This window comes from Streptomyces sp. Qhu_M48 (assembly GCF_051305195.1).
GTDB lineage: Bacteria > Actinomycetota > Actinomycetes > Streptomycetales > Streptomycetaceae > Streptomyces.
This window is the reverse complement of record NZ_CP195432.1, coordinates 4,199,512-4,214,491: the sequence shown is the minus strand read 5'-3', so window position 1 is coordinate 4,214,491 and position 14,980 is coordinate 4,199,512. Positions and strand designations below refer to the sequence as shown.

General features: G+C 70.9%; 11 protein-coding genes. 6 read left to right on the top strand and 5 right to left on the bottom strand.

The features are described 5' to 3' along the window. The first annotated feature begins 231 nt into the window (after nucleotides 1-231). Both eccCa and ACRRSS_RS19295 read left to right on the top strand, forming a co-directional pair. Nucleotides 232-4,296: a type VII secretion protein EccCa gene (eccCa, locus tag ACRRSS_RS19300; RefSeq protein ID WP_435972353.1), complete on the top strand. Its 4,065-nt coding sequence runs from the start codon at nucleotides 232-234 to the stop codon at nucleotides 4,294-4,296. Then, the gene (locus ACRRSS_RS19295) at nucleotides 4,293-7,013 is read left to right on the top strand and encodes a hypothetical protein (RefSeq protein ID WP_435972352.1); all 2,721 of its coding nucleotides are present in this window, start codon (nucleotides 4,293-4,295) and stop codon (nucleotides 7,011-7,013) included. The genes eccCa and ACRRSS_RS19295 overlap by 4 nt, the downstream gene beginning before the upstream one ends. Before the next feature lie 138 nt (nucleotides 7,014-7,151). Here the strand turns inward: ACRRSS_RS19295 and ACRRSS_RS19290 are convergent, their stop codons facing one another. Beyond that, on the bottom strand, nucleotides 7,152-7,328 hold the full coding sequence (locus ACRRSS_RS19290) for a hypothetical protein (protein WP_435972351.1): 177 nt from the start codon (nucleotides 7,326-7,328) through the stop codon (nucleotides 7,152-7,154). Between the two features lie 308 nt (nucleotides 7,329-7,636). Here ACRRSS_RS19290 and ACRRSS_RS19285 point away from each other — a divergent pair, with 308 nt between their 5' ends. From ACRRSS_RS19285 to ACRRSS_RS19275, 3 genes are all read left to right on the top strand, one after another. Further along, a complete protein-coding gene (locus ACRRSS_RS19285; RefSeq protein ID WP_435972350.1) occupies nucleotides 7,637-8,299 on the top strand; it encodes a TetR/AcrR family transcriptional regulator in 663 nt (220 codons plus the stop codon). Between the two features lie 52 nt (nucleotides 8,300-8,351). Then, nucleotides 8,352-10,262 carry an alpha/beta fold hydrolase gene (locus ACRRSS_RS19280; RefSeq protein WP_435972349.1) on the top strand — a complete coding sequence of 637 codons (1,911 nt, stop codon included), beginning with the start codon at nucleotides 8,352-8,354 and terminating at the stop codon, nucleotides 10,260-10,262. A 202-nt stretch (nucleotides 10,263-10,464) separates the two neighbouring features. Then, nucleotides 10,465-10,635: a hypothetical protein gene (locus ACRRSS_RS19275; RefSeq protein ID WP_435972348.1), complete on the top strand. Its 171-nt coding sequence runs from the start codon at nucleotides 10,465-10,467 to the stop codon at nucleotides 10,633-10,635. Between the two features lie 406 nt (nucleotides 10,636-11,041). On the opposite strand, the gene ACRRSS_RS19270 is transcribed toward ACRRSS_RS19275, so the two are convergent. Beyond that, nucleotides 11,042-11,467 carry a hypothetical protein gene (locus ACRRSS_RS19270; protein ID WP_435972347.1) on the bottom strand — a complete coding sequence of 142 codons (426 nt, stop codon included), beginning with the start codon at nucleotides 11,465-11,467 and terminating at the stop codon, nucleotides 11,042-11,044. A 142-nt stretch (nucleotides 11,468-11,609) separates the two neighbouring features. Between ACRRSS_RS19270 and ACRRSS_RS19265 the strand changes: the two genes are divergently transcribed. Then, nucleotides 11,610-12,620, top strand: coding sequence for an RNA-binding protein (locus ACRRSS_RS19265; protein ID WP_435972346.1), 1,011 nt, complete (start codon nucleotides 11,610-11,612; stop codon nucleotides 12,618-12,620). Between the two features lie 511 nt (nucleotides 12,621-13,131). Here the strand turns inward: ACRRSS_RS19265 and ACRRSS_RS19260 are convergent. From ACRRSS_RS19260 to ACRRSS_RS19250, 3 genes are all read right to left on the bottom strand, one after another. After that, complete coding sequence (locus tag ACRRSS_RS19260) at nucleotides 13,132-13,671, bottom strand: hypothetical protein (RefSeq protein ID WP_435972345.1); 540 nt, start codon at nucleotides 13,669-13,671, stop codon at nucleotides 13,132-13,134. A gap of 346 nt (nucleotides 13,672-14,017) precedes the next feature. Then, nucleotides 14,018-14,509 (bottom strand): NUDIX domain-containing protein, encoded by a 492-nt coding sequence (locus tag ACRRSS_RS19255; protein ID WP_435972344.1) that lies wholly within the window; start codon nucleotides 14,507-14,509, stop codon nucleotides 14,018-14,020. Beyond that, nucleotides 14,506-14,631 (bottom strand): hypothetical protein, encoded by a 126-nt coding sequence (locus tag ACRRSS_RS19250; protein WP_435972343.1) that lies wholly within the window; start codon nucleotides 14,629-14,631, stop codon nucleotides 14,506-14,508. The genes ACRRSS_RS19255 and ACRRSS_RS19250 overlap by 4 nt, the downstream gene beginning before the upstream one ends. Nucleotides 14,632-14,980: the final 349 nt, after the last annotated feature.

Sequence of the window (14,980 nt, the reverse complement as noted above, 5' to 3'; positions counted from 1 at the left end):
TCCACCCCGGCGACCGGTCGGCGGCGCGGCCCGACGGGCGCCCGTACTCGCACACGCTCGCCCACCGTCCATCGTTTCCTGTCCCGACGGAACCATCAACGCGTCCCCCCTCCGACGAGGTTCACTCCGAACGCGCCTGAGCGAACGTGAACCGTGGCGCACCGTCCGCCCGTTCCCGTCTGACGAGAGAGCCCGACACAGTCCGCCGTCAGGCGTGAGGAGCGTTGTTCGTTGAGCGTGGTGCAAGTCAACCGCCCACCGCGGCGGCCGGGCCCCGAGATGCCGGACGGCGAGATCCAGCTCCAGGAGCCGCCCGGCCTGCCGGAGAAGCAGAACGGCATGGGCAACATCATCACGATGGTGCCGATGGCCCTGTCGTCGCTCTCCATGGTGTTCATCTTCCTGCGGCCCAACGGCGGCGTCATGACGTACATCGCCATGGGCACGATGGCCGTGTCCGCGATCGGCATGATCGTCACCCAGATCATGCGCGGCAACGCCGACCGCAAGCAGGAGTTGACCGACGAACGCCGCGACTACCTGCGATACCTGACACAGATGCGGCGCCAGGTGCGCAAGGAGGTCCTCCGCCAGCAGGAGGCCCTGGCGTGGCGCCACCCCGAACCGGCCGAGCTGCCCTTCCTGGTGCGGACCTCACGGCTGTGGGAGCGGCGCTCGTCCCACCCCGACTTCAGCGACGTACGGATCGCCCTGGGCGCCCAGCGCCTCGCCGTCCACCTCGCGCCCCTCGCCACCAAACCGGTCGACGACCTGGAACCGCTCAGCGCCCACGCCCTGCGCCGCTTCATCCACGCGTACGGCTCCGTCGCCGACCAGCCCGTCGCCATCCACCTCCGCGGCTTCGCCCACGTCCTGATCACCGCCGAGGAGGCGACGGAACCGCGCGGCGGGACGCCCGACAGCGGGACGCCCGACGGAGCGGCACCGGACACCGACGACGACCGCCCCCGTGCCCTGGCCCGCGCGATCCTCGCCCAACTCGCCACCTTCCACGCGCCCGACGAACTGCGCGTCGCGGTGGTCGCCGCGCCCGACCGGCGCGCCCACTGGGAGTGGACCAAGTGGCTGCCGCACGCCCTGCATCCCGCCGAGACCGACGGCGCCGGCCCGCTGCGGCTCGTCGCCGGAACGATCGGGGAGCTGGAGCAGCTGCTCGGCGAGGAGTTCGGCGCACGGCCGCCCTACGAGCCCGACGCCACCCCCAGCCGCGACGAGCCGTACACGGTCGTCGTGCTCGACGGAGCCACGTTCACCGCCCCCCACCGGGCCGCGCTCGGCGGCTACCGCAACGCCACCGTCATCGACGTCGGCTCCACGCTGGAGTGGAAGCACAGCAGGGTCACCCTCCGTCTGCGCATCGCCGGAGCCCCGAACGGCACTGGCAACGCCCTGGAGATGGTCGGCGCCGACCGCAACCGCAAGGACCAGGTCACCTCGCTCGGCAGCCCGGACGGCCTGACCCCCGCCGCGGCGACCCGGCTGGCCGCCGCCATGGCCCCGTACCGGCTGGGTGACAGCGCCGACCAGGGCGAGCCGCTCGCCACCGACTTCGACCTGACCAGTCTGCTCGGCATCCAGGACCTGCACCGCTTCGACGTCAAGGAGTACTGGGCGCGGCGCAACCAGTCCAACAAGCTGCGGGTCCCGCTCGGCCTCGGCCCCGACGGCACCCCCATCGACCTGGACATCAAGGAGTCCGCCCAGGGCGGCATGGGCCCGCACGGCATGCTGATCGGCGCCACCGGCTCCGGCAAGTCCGAGCTGCTGCGCACCCTGGTCCTCGCCCTGGCACTGAGCCACTCCTCGGAGATCCTCAACTTCGTCCTGGTCGACTTCAAGGGCGGCGCCACCTTCCTCGGCCTGGACCGCCTGCCCCACACCTCCGCCGTCATCACCAACCTCGCCGACGAGGCCGACCTGGTGGACCGCATGCGCGACGCGCTGCACGGAGAGATGATCCGCCGCCAGGAACTGCTGCGCGCCGCGGGCAACTACTCCTCCCTCCTGGAGTACGAGACCGCCCGCGCCGGCGGCACCCCGCTGGACCCGCTGCCCACCCTGTTCGTCGTCGTCGACGAGTTCTCCGAACTGCTGGCAGCGCACCGGGACTTCATGGACCTCTTCGTCATGATCGGCCGGCTCGGCCGTTCCCTCGGAGTCCACCTGCTCCTCGCTTCCCAGCGCCTCGACGAGGGGCGGGTCCACCAGCTGGAGTCCCACCTCTCGTACCGGATCGGACTGCGTACCTTCTCCGCGATGGAGTCCCGGGGCGTCCTGGGCGTTCCCGACGCCTACCAGCTGCCCTCCCAGCCCGGCAACGGCTACCTGCGCAGCGACATCTCCACCCTCACCCGCTTCAAGGCGGCGTACGTCTCCGGCGCCTACCAGCCCAGGCGCCGGGCGTCCGCGCGACGCGCGGTCATCGAGGGCCAGGTCGTGTCCTTCGGCACCGAGTACGTGGCCCCGCACGTGCTGCCCGCCGCGCCGGACACGGAGGAGGAGCCCGAGAGCGAGGAGACCGGGACACTCCTCGACATCGCCGCCGAACGCCTGATCGACGCGGGTCCTCCCGCCTACCAGGTGTGGCTGCCGCCTCTGGACGTGCCACCGACGCTGGACGAACTGCTGCCCCCGATCGGCCCCGACCCGGAGTACGGCTTCACCGCCGAAGGCGAGGTCCGCGGCACCCTCAAGGTCCCCGTCGGCGTCGTCGACCGCCCCTTCCAGCAGGTCCGCGACCTCCTCATGGCCGACCTGGGAGGCGCCGACGGCCACGTCGGCATCGCCGGAGCCCCGCAGTCGGGCAAGTCCACCCTCATCCGCACCCTGATGGTGTCCCTCGCGCTCACCCACACACCGGCCGAAGTGCAGTTCTACTGCCTGGACTTCGGCGGCGGGACCCTCACCGGCCTGCGCGGCCTCCCGCACGTCGGCGGGATCACCGGCCGTCACGATCCCGATCGCGTCACCCGGACCATCGCCGAGGTCAACGCGGTCATCACCCGCCGCGAGAAGTACTTCGCCGAACTCGGCGTCGACTCCATCTCGGCCTTCCGCCGCAAGAAGGCGGCCGGGGAACTGCCCGACGACCCGCACGGGGACGTGTTCCTGGTCATCGACGGCTGGAACACCCTGCGCCAGGAGTTCATGGACCTGGTCCAGCCGCTCACCCTGATCTCCCAGCGCGGCCTCAACTACGGCGTCCACCTGGTCGTCGGCACCACGCGCTGGGGTGAGATCACCGGAGCCCTGCGCGACCAGCTCCAGACCCGCTTCGAACTCCGTCTGGGCGATGCCGTGGACTCGGTCGTCAACATGCGCGCGGCCGGCAAGGTGCCGAAGGTGCCCGGCCGCGGACTGACCGGCGACCAGATGCACTTCCTGTGCGCCCTGCCCCGCATGGACGGCATCGGCACCGTCCACGACCTCGGCGAGGGCGTCGCCGATCTCGTCGACGTCGTCGCCGACCACTGGCCGGGCCCGCGCGCCCCCGAGGTCCGCATGCTCCCGCTCATCCTCGACGCCGCCGACCTCCCCGCGCCGCACGGCCGCCTGAGGATCCCCCTCGGCCTGGAGGAACACGACGTCCAGCCGCTGTGGCACGACTTCTCCCAGGACCCGCACCTGATCGTCGTCGGCGACAGCGAGACCGGCAAGACCAACCTCCTCAAGCACATCGCCACCCAGATCATGCGCGCCTACACCCCCGACCAGGGCCGCCTGATGCTGGTCGACTTCCGCCGGGAGATGTACGAGACGGTGCCCGAGGAGTACCGGCTCGGCTACGCGGTCTCCGCGGACCCGCTGCGCCAGATGGTCACCGGCGCGGCGAAGGCGCTCGCCAACCGCGTCCCCTCCGCCGACATCACCCCCGACCGGCTACGGCTCCGCGACTGGTGGAGCGGCCCGGAACTGTTCGTGCTCATCGACGACTACGACCTGGTCAACGGCTCGATGTCGGCCCACCCCTTCGCCGCCGTCCTCGACCACCTCGCCCAGGGCGCGGAGATCGGGCTGCACGTGATCGTCGCCCGCTCCGCCAACGGAGCAGGACGGGGCCTCTCCGACCAGCTCCTGCGCAAACTCCAGGACGTCAACACCCCGGCCGTCCTCCTGTCCTGCCCGCCCACGGAGGGCTATCTCTTCGGCGGTACGAAGCCGAAGGTCCTGCCCACCGGACGAGCACTGCACATCACCCGCCGCCGCACGGTGCAGCTCCAGACCCCGCTGCTCGACCTCGACGGTCAGACCCCGCAGAACGGACACGACGGATGACCACGTCCGCCCCCGCGACCGGATCGAGCGTGCTGCCGGTCGGCCCGCACCTGGTGATCGCCTCCGAGGAAACCGCCACGGCCCTCTCGGCCGCCCTCAGCGGGCTGCCCCCGCTCCCCTCCGCCCTCCTGGTCCTGGCCGCCGCGCCGGACGCGGCACCGGTGCTCCGCAGGTCCCTGCCGGACCTGGTGGCCCTCGCGGTGGAGCGCGGCGCGACGCGCCTGGTGCTCGCGGCATCGGGCCTGGCCGCACCGGGACCCGACGGCGGCCGCCCGGTGGAGGCGGTCGCCACGGCGGCGGACTTCACCGTGATCGCCCCGGACGGCGTGGTGAGCGTCGAACCGGACGGCGCGGTGCGGCTCGCCGAACCGGGTGCCTGGTGGGTCGCCGAGCCGGCGGCGGCGCCGCGTCGGCTGTCGGCGGGCTGGCCACCGGGGGCGGGGGAACAAGAGGGCGCGTCGGGGGAGCGGGAGGCCACGGCGGGGCAGTCGGAAGCCGGGGCGGGGGAGCCGCCGACAGGCGCGGACGAACCGGAGGCCGGCGCGATGCCCGCACCCGTCGGCGCACCCGCGCGTCCGGACGACGAGAACGCGGACCCGCCGGTGACGTCGCCCCGCGACCCGCACGAGGGCCCCGGCGAGGACGGGAGCACGGGGGCAGCGCGTCTGCCGGACCCGCCCACCGAGCCCGCGCACGAGGAGGAACCGCTTCCGCCCTCCGCACCCTCCGCATCCTCCGCGCCTCCCGCACCCCCCGCGCCTCCCGTACCCGTCGTGTCGGAGTCCCGGGGCGGTGCGCACGGGTTCGGGTCGTCAGTGGCGCGGGACGAGAGCCGTCCCGTCCCGGGCGGGCTCTGGCTGGGGCAGCTGCCCGAAGCCGCCGTGCCCTTGATCGGTGTCGGCGCGGACACCTTCCTCGTCGGGGTCGGCTCTCCTGACCGGCCGGCACTGCCCGTCGCCGAACTCCTGGAACGCACGGCGGAGGCCGTGGCAGAAGCGGAGGACGTGCTGTTGGCCGCACCGTGGGCCACCCCGGCCGAACTCACCGCCATGGCCGTGGCCGTCGCGGAACACCGCGGCCGTACGGTACGGGTGGCGATCGGCCTCCCCGTACGGACGGCCGACGACCACGCCACCACGCTCCTCGACGAGCGGGGCGCCCCCACCTGGCAGCCCCTGCTGCTCGAACTCGTCGCCTCGCCCGAGCACCGCCGTGTGGTGCCGTCGGCGTGGCTGCGGTTGCTTGGACCGGACGCGCCGACCCCGGCCCTGCACCGCTGCGCGGACCTGCGGGACTGGGTACTGGAGTCCGTACCGGCGGGGCTCTGGCTGCGCCCGACGGGCCAGGCGCCCGACCCGCGCCCCCGCCTGCTGCCACCGGACTCGGCCCGTCCGGTCCTGATCGTGGGCGACGGGGAAGGAGGCCTCGGACCCGAGGTGTGGCAGGCCCTCCCCGGGGTGCTGGACGCGGTCCCCGATCTGGGCGCGTCGCAACCGTACGGACTGCTCGTCCACGGGAAGGGCTCCGACGAGGAGGCCGGCCGACCCTGGGCCGCGGCGCTCGACCTGCACTGGCTGGATCCGGGTGGTTGCTGGCCCACGCGGGAGGCCCCTGGCGGAGAGACCTCGCCCCCGGCCGTGGCTGAGGCAGTCGGCGACGCGGGGGCATCAATGATTCCGGCGATTCCGGCGATTCCGGCGATTCCGGCGATTCCGGTGACTTCGGCGACGTCGCAGACGTCGCAGAACCGGCAGAGCCCGGAGTCGGCCGAGGTGCCCGGCCCCGACATCCCGTCGGCCGAACCGCTCGACGGCGACGCCGCGCCGGGAGCGGGAACGGCGCCCGCGCCCACCGTCTCACCACCGCCTCAGGGGCACGGGCAGGGGCAGGGGCAGCGATCGAGGCTGGCATCAGGCGCGGGCTCAGGGCCGGCCCTCGCCCCGAACCCGGGCGCGCGCAGCGGCTCCGAGGACCGAGCGGCGCTCAGGGGACTCCTCGGCGAGCGCTACCACATCCTCGCGAGCAAGGCGGAGCTGCTGGCCTCCCGGCTGCCGTCCTTGCGGTCCACGGCGCAGGACGACCTCAAGCCGGACATGGTGGCGATCGCGCTGTACCAGGGCGACGCCCCCGACCCGGTGAGCCGCGCCGGCCTCGCCGAGGCCGCGCGGTCGGCCGCGCCGGGCCCTTTCGCTCCGGTGCTGAGCTGCCTCGCCTCGGGCCTGCGTCGCCTGCCGGGTCACTACGGGGCCGTCATGCTCGCGGCTCCGGCCGAGGAGGTACCGCTGGACCGGTACGTGCCCGGCGCGGTCCTCGTCGAGCCCGCCGCGGTGGCGGCGGTCCCGGCCTGCGACGCGGAACTGGAGGGCACGGTCGAGTTCGGGATCTGGTCCACCACCGGCCGCCGTACGTCCGTCTTCCTCGGTACGGACGACGAACCGGAGGTGGTGTTCCCTCCGGGTACGGCCTTCTCGGTCCTGGCCCTCCACCTGTCGGAGGACGACACGTCCCCGATCCGCGTGCTGCTCCGTGAGGTCTCGCCGGCGGAGGCGCGTTCGGCGCAGGGGGCGGACGACCGCGTGCGGGAGCGCGACGCGCAGGCCCGTACGCGCCTCACCGACTGGTTCGAGCGCAGGGACATGCTGGAACCGCACGACCGCCGTGCCCTGCGGAACGCGTCCCGCTTCCACGTCGCCCCGGGAGCGGCCCTGGGCCTGTGAGTGCCGAGGTCCCCCGGACGACCTCCGCCCGCTGTTCCGTCGAGCCGTCGCGTCGCAGGCGCCGATGGGTCCGGCCCGGGCGGGATGGTTCGCTCCTTCGGTTCGGGCGTCCCTCACGTGCCGGAACTCGGGCGTCCCTCACATGCCGGAAGGGGGGCGTCCGGCGCGGTGGCTCCGGTGCGTGGCGACCTCGCCCCGAGCCTCCTGCTGCATGCGCTTGCCGGCTGCCTCGGCGGCCGGGTTCCGCAGGGCCTTTCCGTCTGCCTCCTTCATCATTCCCCGTACGCGCTTGACTGCGGCCTTCACGATGCTCATCTCTGCTGCTCCAGCGTGGTGGTCTCTGCGGGTGTGGTGGTCTCCGGGAGGAGGAACTCCGTCGCCAGTGGTCGGCCGATACGAGGGCCCGCCCTCCTGACAGGGGGCTTTCCCCTCACATAACGCCCAAAACGTCACCAACGGCTCCGCAAGGTGATGGGACCCGGCCGGACGTGCCCTGGCGCCCCTCCGCGGCAACGGAGGCACCCGCCCTCTACCGCTCATGTCACTTAATGACATAATGACGTTCAGAGACAGCGCGACGGAGAGGGAAACGGGTGTCGACGACAAACCGCGGTGGGGGAGGGATGAGCGACCAGCGGCGTGCGCGACTGCGACTGGAGATCTCCAGGGAGGCCGCCCGGCTGTTCTGGGAGCAGGGCGTCGCCGCCACGAGCGGCGACCAGATCGCCCAGGCGGTGGGCCTGTCCACCCGTACCATCTGGCGCCACTTCCGCAGCAAGGAGAGTTGCGCCGAACCGATCGTGATGCAGGGCGTCGTCACGCTCCTGAGCGTGCTGCGCCGCTGGCCCCACCAGGTCTCACTGGAGGAACACCTCGTCGCGGAGCTCACGCGGCTCGGCCGCGAAGGCGCGCCCGTGGGACTCGCCGACGAGTTCCTCGCGATGAAGATGATCCGGCTCGCCGATACCGAGCCCGCCCTCCGCACGGCGTGGCTCATGGCCTGCGACGAGACGGAACGCGAGCTGCGCGCCATCATCTGCGACCGACTTCAGCGCCCTTCCGACGACCTGGAAGCGCGGCTGTACGCGGCGTCCGCCGCCGCGGTGGTGCGCGTGCTCGACGAGGAGATCGGCGCCGCCGTCCTCGCCGGGAGCGATGTCACCGCCATCGAGGACGTCGCGGCCCTCTCACGGAGGTACGCCCACGCCATCCGCACCGCCACCGGCGGAGCCGTCGGCGACCCCGTCGACCGGGAGTACACCGAGACCACCGCCCCCGCCGACTGACCCACGCAGGATCCGACGCGTCCCACCCGCCCCCACCAGACGAGGAGCTCCCATGGTGCAGAAGCCCGCCACCGCCCTCCCGTACGAGGTACCCCGCCTCACCGTCGAGGACTTCTTCGGCTCACCCGTCCGCGCCGCCGCCTCGATCTCGCCCGACGGCACCCGCATCGCCTACCTCGCCCCCTGGCGGGACCGCCTCAACGTCTGGGTGGAGACCGTCGACACGGACGAGGAGCCCCGCTGCGTCACCGCCGACGCCAACCGCAGCGTGCTCCGCTACCACTGGACCGACGATCCGCGCTGGCTGCTCTACGAACAGGACGGCGACGGCGACGAGAACTGGCACATCTTCCGGGTCGACCTCGACACCCCGGACGCCGAGGCGGTCGACCTCACGCCCTTCCCCGGAGCCAGGGCGGTGGGCTTCGAGATGACCGCCGCCCGCCCGGGCAACGCGATCCTGCACCTCAACCACCGCAGCCCCGTCGAGTTCGACCTGTACGAACTCCACATCGCCACCGGCCGTCTCACGATGCTGGCCCAGAACCCCGGCCACGTGGGCGGTCTGCTGCACACCCCCGACGGCACGCTGTACGCGCACGGACTGACGCCCGACGGAGACATCCAACTCTCGCGCTGGGACCCCGACACGGGGACCCTGCGCCCCCTCATCACCTTCGACGGCTCCGACTACCCGCTCGACATCCAGCCCTTCCAGCTCACGCCGGACGGCACCGGCGCCTGGATCGGCTCGAGCCGGGACAGCGATCGCACCCGTGTCGTCCGACTCGACCTGGCCACCGGCCTGGAGACGGAAGTCGACAGTCACCCGCGACTCGACCTCGACCCCCGCTCCGCCGTGTTCCCCACGCTGCCCTCACCGCTCATCCTCGACCGCCGGACCGGGGAGCTCATCGGGGTGCGCTACCTCGGCGAGCGACAGGAGATCCGGCCCCTGGACCCGCAGTTCGCGGAGGTCCTGGAGAACCTGGAGAAGCTGTCCGACGGCGACCTGCTCGCCCTGTCGTCCGACATGAGCGGACGACGATGGGTCGTCAGCTTCAGCCACGACCGCGACCCCGGGGTGACCTACCTCTACGACCACACCACGCGGAGCGGCCGTCTGCTCTTCCGGCCCTTCCCGCACCTGGACCCCGCAGTCCTCGCCCCGATGACTCCGGTCACGGTCCCCGCCCGAGACGGCCTGGAACTGCCGGGCTACCTGACCCTGCCCCGCGCCGTGGAGGCCGTACGGCTGCCGCTGGTGCTCCTCGTCCACGGCGGGCCCTGGCACCGGGACAGCTGGGGCTTCGACCCCACGGCCCAGTTCCTCGCCAACCGCGGATACGCCGTGCTGCAGGTCAACTTCCGGGGATCGACCGGCTACGGCAAGGCGTTCCTCAAGGCGGGCATCGGCGAACTGAGCGGCGCGATGCACGACGACCTCGTCGACGCCGTCGACTGGGCCGTCGCCGAGGGGTACGCGGACCGCGAGCGGGTCGCGATCTTCGGCGGCTCGTACGGAGGCTACGCAGCGCTCGTCGGGGTCTCCTTCACCCCCGACGTCTTCGCCGCCGCCATCGACTTCTGCGGCCCCTCCAACCTGGTCACGTACCTGCGCACCGCACCGGAGTTCGTCAAGCCCTACATGGTCAACAACTGGTACCTGTACGCGGGGAACCCCGACGACCCGCGGCAGGAGGCGGACCTGTGGGCCCGCTCGCCGCTCAGCCGCGTCGACGACATCCGCACACCGCTGATGGTCGTGCAAGGCGGCAACGACCCCCGCGTGGTGCGGGCCGAGTCCGACCAGATCGTCGACGCGCTGCGCGCCAGGGGAGTCGAGGTCGAGTACATGGTCAAGGAGAACGAGGGCCACGGCTTCGTGAACCAGGAGAACAACATCGACATGTACCGCGCGGCCGACCGGTTCCTCGCCCAGCACCTGGGCCGCCGGGACTGAGCGAGGGTTTCCCGTCCGGGCTCCGAAGCGGATCCGCCGCCTCCCCGGCGCCGCCCGACGTGTCCCGGCCCGTGTGAGCGTCGGGCCGATACGCTGCGCACCTCTGTGCGACTGGTGGCCGCCGGGTACGGCCTATGGGCCCGCACCGACAGCTGGGGGCAAGCGGTGGACTGGTGGCCGGCTGGCTGCTGCTCTTCGCGGTGTGCAACGGAGGGCGCGGCGCGACTGCTGGTTCCGTGACAGGGACCAGCGGCGGACCGTCGAGAAACTGATCGCGGGGGACCTCCATCCGGTACGGGCCTCGTTCCTGCTCGGCGGGGTGCCCGAAGCGGCGGAGACCGCCGTCTGCATGCTGGTGGACGACGGCGTGTGAAGGCTTCCGTCACCGGCGAGCTGCGGACCACTCACCGGGGCAGGAAGCGGACGGTTCCCGCCCTGAGCACCGTGGCGAAGGATCCGCAGCACGCCGACGGACACGACGACCAAGCTCTACGAGATCCTGGCCGAGGCCCGCTTCCCCGAGTTCAGAGAGCTCGTCGAACGCGAGTCGCCCGAGGTGCGCCCGACGGCATCGGGGAGGAGAAGCCTGACCCTCATGCTGGCCACGCTCACACCACCATCGCCCCGGCCTGAGCACGGCTCTACCGCGTGACCCTCGACGACCTCAGTGCGCGCGGCGAGCTGGATCTCCGCGAGCCAAGGCAGCATCTCCGGGATGACGTGGAGCATCGGGCAGTGGATGCAGGCTTCTCCGAAGTTGCGCTGGTGAGGTGATCGAGTCAGGAACGCCCGTGTTCGCGGCTGAGCTCGTGGTAGCCGCGAAAGTCGAAGAAGCGCAGGCCGTCGATCACTGTTCCAGACAGGATTTCCGGCAGGGTCCATGGGTGGGTGGTGTAGTCGTCCGTTACCACGCCTCCATGCTCAAGCAGCAGAGCGATCATTTGGTGAAGCTCTGCGGTGCCGTCGATCCGCCCGGAGATGTCGATCTGCACCGCCCAAGTGGGGTGATGACCGATGGCCGCGTCGAGGACCGCCACATCCGCGGGATCCCAGTCGGAGAAGAGGTAGCCGGTCTGCTCGTCGTCGGTGTCGATGTAGAGGTTGTCGTCCAGAGTCCATGGATGGCGCTGCTCGGGCAGATGCCGATCGAGCGAGGCAACGGTCTCAGCTCGCTCACCTGTGGGAAACACGAAGACGGTTCGCATGGTTGGAGCGTAGGGAGTTCGGCTTTGAGGGACCATGGATTTCAGGGACGCTGCCTGGCCCGCGAGCGCTGCTCCTACACCTCTGTCTCACCTCCGATGGCACTTCCCCGCGGGGCGGCGCCAGCGTGCTAGAGATGGGGTGGTGCAGCTCACCTACGTCTACCGCATTACCAAGTACGACCCCGCCGACCGTGACGAGCACGGGTCCTACACCGGCAGTGAGGACACCGTCAGCGATCACGGCGCGGTCGAGGGGGCCTATCTTCAGGCGGTGGCGGCCTTCGCCGGGGACACTGGCGTTGATTTCCTGGCCGTACGCGACCCCGGAGTCCCGTCCCTGGCGCACTTCGGTGTGGAGCCTCCGGCGGACGGCTTTGGGTTGGACGGGCTCCTCCCTGCCGGCCCTACCGGTTTTCACGACGGGGCGGAAGTGCCGCTCGAAGTCGGGCTGCAGCCGGTGCGCGCCATGTTGCGCGACAGCGGCGCCTGGTGCCGGCTGGAGGTGGAAGGCGTGTTCGCGGTCCATGTGGGATGGGACCAGTACCTCTATATCAGCAGCAGCCGGGCTTGCGAGGCTGCGTTGGCCCACACTCGGGAACTCGGACTGTTCCCAGAACGCCTGGACGCCTCCCCGTATGCCTTCGGTGGCGAGGAGGAAGAGCAGGTCATCCAGCGGCCCGGCGATGACGACTTCTGGGCCGACCTGCACACGGCAGTCGCCACCGGCCGTGCGGGAATCCTGCAGGAGACATATATAGAAGGCGCCTCACGATGGCACCAACTCGGCAGCGACACCGTCGACCCCCTTCGTGTCGGAGTGGCTCCCCGGGCCCGTCTCGCCGTCTGGCCGCCCCTGTCCACCGACATCGAAGCCGTCCTGAGAGCCCTACCCGCTGACGGCCTCGTGGAAGGCGTGTGGCAGGACGGCGACGGCACCATCCACAGCGCCATAGCCGGCGAAGATGATTTCCCCGAACTGTCCGCCCGGATATCCCGATCCCATGCCGCCGCCCTCCTGTCCCCATATGCGGGTGAATCCGTCCCTCTGTGCACGGCCGTCATGCCCGACAACGACGGAGTCGTGCGTGCTCGTTGGCGAACCGAGCCGACGCCGAGCGATCGAGACTGGGCCCTGCGCCAACTCCTAGGATGAGCGGCGAGAAAGACGACGACCTCCCGGCGCCGGAAGTTCGCCTGACGACGGATCCGGTCTCCCCGGGAGCACCTGCCCAGACCCGGAACGGAATGCCGTCGATCAGCACCCGCCGAGGCGCGTCAGGCGGCCGCGCCGCCCCGGAAGCCTTCGGTGTCAACGGCTGCAAAACCGCCCACTGCTCAGTCGTGAGATCTCACCGACAAGGAACCGGGACGGCGAGCTTCTGTTCGATACGGGGAGCTTCCTCGACAACCCTGATCACCACGAGCCCCGTCCCCGGCGCCGCCCGCCATCCCTGGACATTGCCGCATCCCCCCCGAGAGTCTCTTCGCCATGGGAGTCACAGACAACGGGGACTACCTCTTCTGGGTCACCCAGCCCGCCGACGCAACCGCGAGGACGCCGGTTCGACTCCGGCCGACTCCGCCCACCCTTGGACCGGAAGGCGCGTGACGGTTCCCATGGCAGGCGGAATCGCGCTTCGTGCCCGCCGTCACAGCACCCACCGTCAGGCCCCTGCCGACTCGACTTCCACCTTCTCCAACTCGGCCAACCGGGCAAGGACGCGCTGGGAGAGCTCCGCAGCCGTCAGCCGGAACGGGCTCCAGCGATCCTTGGAGTCCGGCTTCATCGACGCCGAGAACCGGAAGCGCCCCTTGCTGTTGGGCTCGGTGACCATGTCGCCGAAAGTGCCACTCGGTACCAGCCAGGCCGTCATGATCGCCCCCAGCTCGACATCCACGGCGACGAACAACATGTCCAGGTCGGTCCGCGGCTGGAACGTCTGCGACCGCACGAAGGCCATCAGCCGGCCCTGCTGAACTTGCGTTCCGGTCGACATCCGCGCCTTCACCTGCACCGCCAGAGTCGCGGAACTCCCGCGCCGGTGAAAGACGAGGTCCACACCCTCGTCGTCCACCAGCGAGGTGGAGACGTTCAACTCACCGCCCGTGGCGAGGATGCACGAGGCCGCAACCAAGTACTCCGCGGCCTTCCCCATTCGTCCGGCAGCCGGGCTCTTCTCCAGGTAGTCCTCGTCATCACTCATGGCGGGAATCTACCGAGCGCCCTCCGACCGTGACCATTCATTCTGTGCAAGGTCACTACGGCCGTCCCGCAACAGCTGCCGCAGCGGCGTGTGCGAGCCAGGTGACCCGTACGGCTGCAGCCTCCAGAGGCCGCTAAAAGGCATGAGGGGTGAAGCCGGAGCGCTCCCGCACGTGCTGAAAAGGGCGAGTCCAGTGGGATACCGGGCAGCTGGAAGGAAGGCCTGCAGTGGGATACCGCGCGTCGCCTGCCTGTTCGTCGTCCGAAGAGATCCCAACGGGCTTGGAAGCACTGGTGTTCGCGGTCAGGGCGCAGACAGGCACCTGGAGTCATCGACACATACGCGGTCAGCCCACCTGGTAGCCGTTCTCCAGATACACGGTCCGACCGTGTCCCCGCGCACGCGCACACGCCTGGACGCGGCGCGCCAGAACGGGCTTGAGCAGTTCAGCGACCACATCGACGTCCACGAACGCGTAGCCGCGCAGCTCCTCCTTCTGGAGCCGGATCGCGGAGACCTGCTCCGGGAGCAGCCGGCCTCCGTCGAAGACGACAGCCAGGCCCTCGCTGCGCCCCGTCCGGGAAGCCGTCCAGTCAAGGCCCAGCAGGCGCCCGGGCGCCAGGTCGAGCCCGAGTTCCTCCAGGACCTCGCGGCGGGCACCGGCCCGGGGAGACTCCTCGGCCTCCACAGCCCCGCCAGGGATCTCCCACGGCTCCTTGTAGACGGGATCGACCAGGAGCACCCTGCCCGCGTCATCGAAGAACAGCACGCCGGCCGCCATCCGTTTCCGAGCCAGACCCTTGTCGTACTCCGAGACCCCAGCGGGCACATCCGTCATGCCACGAGCCTAATGCCACACCGGTACAGCTCACCGAGCACGAACGCGGTCTCGGCGGTGGCGTCCGTGACCGCGTACTGCGCGACGATGGTTCCGTCGAACGTGCCCAACTCATACGGCACATGGTGACAGCGGAGCAGACACTTGGAGAAGATCTCCGGCGCGGAACACGCGGCTCTTCCCCGACCAGCGGCGTCTGCCCAATCCCGACCAGCGGCGCCCGCCGAAACCGGGGAGACCCTCCCCTGACGTTGCCCCTGCCCGCAGCCTCCACGTCCAGGACCCGTGAACAGAGTCCTGCTCTTTCCGTTGCGTGCTGCGCCCGGGTCGGTCAAAGCGGTCGGGGCCGGACGCCCTGACTCTCCCGGGGTGTGGGTGCCGACGAAGGCATGAGACCTTCCGGAAACGGGGACCTTACGGCGTGGTTGTCTGCCAGGTGCAGCGGCCACGACATCACTCGGGCCGAACCAC

What these genes read in the sequence shown, in the direction of transcription:
- ACRRSS_RS19295 (WP_435972352.1), top strand. Translation starts at nt 4,293, where the DNA reads ATGACCACGTCCGCCCCCGCGACCGGATCGAGCGTGCTGCCGGTCGGC.
- ACRRSS_RS19290 (WP_435972351.1), bottom strand. Translation starts at nt 7,328, where the DNA reads ATGAGCATCGTGAAGGCCGCAGTCAAGCGCGTACGGGGAATGATGAAG.
- ACRRSS_RS19285 (WP_435972350.1), top strand. Translation starts at nt 7,637, where the DNA reads ATGAGCGACCAGCGGCGTGCGCGACTGCGACTGGAGATCTCCAGGGAG.
- ACRRSS_RS19280 (WP_435972349.1), top strand. Translation starts at nt 8,352, where the DNA reads ATGGTGCAGAAGCCCGCCACCGCCCTCCCGTACGAGGTACCCCGCCTC.
- ACRRSS_RS19270 (WP_435972347.1), bottom strand. Translation starts at nt 11,467, where the DNA reads ATGCGAACCGTCTTCGTGTTTCCCACAGGTGAGCGAGCTGAGACCGTT.
- ACRRSS_RS19260 (WP_435972345.1), bottom strand. Translation starts at nt 13,671, where the DNA reads ATGAGTGATGACGAGGACTACCTGGAGAAGAGCCCGGCTGCCGGACGA.
- ACRRSS_RS19255 (WP_435972344.1), bottom strand. Translation starts at nt 14,509, where the DNA reads ATGACGGATGTGCCCGCTGGGGTCTCGGAGTACGACAAGGGTCTGGCT.